This is a genomic window from Ruegeria sp. YTSC199 (genome assembly GCF_059609725.1).
In genome coordinates, this window is record NZ_JBXWMF010000066.1 from 1 (window position 1) to 2,529 (window position 2,529).

The 2,529-nt window shown below is 53.9% G+C and carries 2 protein-coding genes and 1 pseudogene; all 3 read left to right on the forward strand.

Translation table 11 applies throughout. The annotated features are described in order from the left end of the window. Positions 1-95 precede the first annotated feature (95 nt). Positions 96-1,421 (forward strand): DUF1254 domain-containing protein, encoded by a 1,326-nt coding sequence (locus tag AC2FEE_RS25505; RefSeq protein ID WP_496868212.1) that lies wholly within the window; start codon positions 96-98, stop codon positions 1,419-1,421. Between the two features lie 296 nt (positions 1,422-1,717). After that, on the forward strand, positions 1,718-1,987 hold the full coding sequence (locus AC2FEE_RS25510; RefSeq protein ID WP_481667877.1) for an HlyU family transcriptional regulator: 270 nt from the start codon (positions 1,718-1,720) through the stop codon (positions 1,985-1,987). Positions 1,988-2,212: 225 nt separating this feature from the next. Beyond that, a pseudogene (locus AC2FEE_RS25515) lies at positions 2,213-2,529 on the forward strand (hypothetical protein); the annotation flags it as partial.

Here is a 2,529-nt window from a genome sequence, read left to right on the forward strand (position 1 = left end):
GATGGTTACGATGAGCCTGAAATCCTCCGCTACGCAATCAACCTAGTCTGTTCCATGGGTGCTGATGGCAGACAGGCATGCCATCACCTGAGACGGTGGCGAAAGTCTTCGACAACCTTGATCTGATCAGAGCAACGACGGCTTTCCTGGACGGCATGAAGATCGCTTCGCTTCGGGCTATGTTTCAGGGATACGAAGACTTGGGCGTCAATCCTAATGACGTCGTGATTGCAGAAGACCTGCTGGATGCGCGGTCCATCTGGCTGACGCCCAATACAACCACAATCTACATTGGTTCGAATGTCGATATCTCGGATGGCCCGATGGTGATTGAGGTTCCGGCAGGCCTGCTTGGGTTGCTTGATGACGCCGCGTTTGACTATGTGACGGATATCGGGGCGCTCGGCGCGGATAAGGGAGAAGGTGGCAAGTATCTACTTTTGCACAACGACGATGAAACGCCGGTGCCCGAGGGCTACTTCGAACTACGCACAAAGACATATGAGCACTGGTTGTTGCTGAGACGCTCGCCAGACGCAGACGGAGATACGGCTGGCCCTGTTGCCGAGATCAAGGCGGGTCTGAATATCTATCCGCTTAGTGAAGCGGACAATCCTCCAGCGGAAACTTTCCTGAATATCTCCGGTGTTCAACACAACACTGTTCACGCGAACAACGAAGACTTTTTTGAAGAGATCCACGTCGCGCTCGAAAACAATCCAATTGGTGCGTTCAGTCCGGAAATTGTAGGAACGTTTGCTTCCATAGGGATCAGGAAGGGCGAGCCCTTCGAACCCGATGCCCGTATGCAGGCCATTTTCAAGGAGGCAGCAGCGATAGCAAATGCCACGGCGCGAGCGATTACGTATGCCTCGCGCGATCCGGGAGTTTTCTTTTATGAAGACCGGCAATGGAACTCACCGTTTCAACGTCAGAGCTATCTGTTTCTTGAGGACGGTGCACGCATACTCGATGACCGTTCATACTTTTTCTATATGGCGACGGGCATAACGCCTGCGATGACCTCGCCACCGGTCGGTACGGGGTCTGTCTATGCGATGACGGCGCGAGACAACAACGGACAGTACCTGGATGGCTCAAAAACCTACAAGGTAACGCTCCCGGCACCCGTTCCCGCGAAAAACTTTGCGTCGTTTATGTTGTATAGCGGACAGACACGGTCGATCCTTGAAACTGACCAGCAATCCGGTGGTATCGACTCTAATCGACCGGGGATAAAGCCGAATGAGGATGGGAGTACCAGCATCTATTTTGGCCCGGAAGCCCCAGAAGGTTGGGAGAACAACTGGGCGCAAACCATGCCCGGGCAAAGCTTCAACGTGATGATGCGCCTCTACGGACCGCTCGAGCCTTGGTTCGACAAGACCTGGCGTCCTGGTGATCTGGAACTGGTAGAATAAAGCGACAGCCGCGACTATCGGGCGACGCTACTTTTTGGCGTCGTCTGGCATTTTCTTCGGTGTCGGTTTTGGGCTCAAAGCGGTCGTCGTCGGCGGCGTGTCAGAATGGCGGTCTGGACAGTCTTACAAGGGAGCGTGGTGTGGGGAATGGACTTCTACCGCGGATCTGGACGTACTAGGCAACGCAAGGAGCGTGCCAACGGATCGAAGGCAAATGTTGTGATAGCCGACATGCTTCACGCCTGTCCTAAGCGGCGCTAGTCTCCCGTCATAGCAACGCTGAAAGGAGCCGCCCAATGTCCCTCTTCTGTAAACTCTTCGGTGGTGGTGAAAAGTCGGAGCCGGAGCCAGTCTCTTACAGAGGGTTCGAAATCTTTCCGGACCTGATGCCCGAAGGTGGCAAGTACCGCCTTCTAGCCCGTATCGAAAAGACCATCGGCGGAAATCGCAAGACCCATACAGTGATCCGGGCGGATGTTTTTGAGACCCGAGATCAGGGCGAAAGCTTCAGCATCGCAAAGGCGAAACAGGTGATCGACGAGCAGGGCGAACGCATTTTCGATTAAGCAAACAGACAGCCTAATTTATGCGATGCAATCGACGGATGGTTCCGCAAATTAGACATCCGCCCCGATCTGGCGAAAGAACGCTAAGCAAGCCAAGCAGTCATTGGAAGTCTTAGATGCCCGATACATGCAGCTGCAATCTGGGTCCCAATTTCGTCTATTTTACAGCATGTGCTACCCTGTTGCATTTATCGTATGCAATTGGGGGCTGAAGATATGTGGAACATGGAACAGTTTGTAGCGGACTGCCGGACCGCAGTAGATCAGGACGCGTCTCACAAATCGGTGGCTGAGGTGGTGGACCGGGCGATGCGCGATCCCGCGGGCGTGACGCAAGCCTTGGGAGAGCCGACCGAAAGCGGTATCTTTCCCATTTACAAGTCAGGTGATCTGACAATCGTCAACGTCGTATGGAAGCCAGGAATGACCATAATGCCCCACAATCACGAAATGTGGGCCGTGATCGGTGTCCGTTGTCAGGGATTTTGGGACAGATGGCTGCCTGAGCTAAGAGAGGATCTGGCGCATCTGGTTGGTTTGAT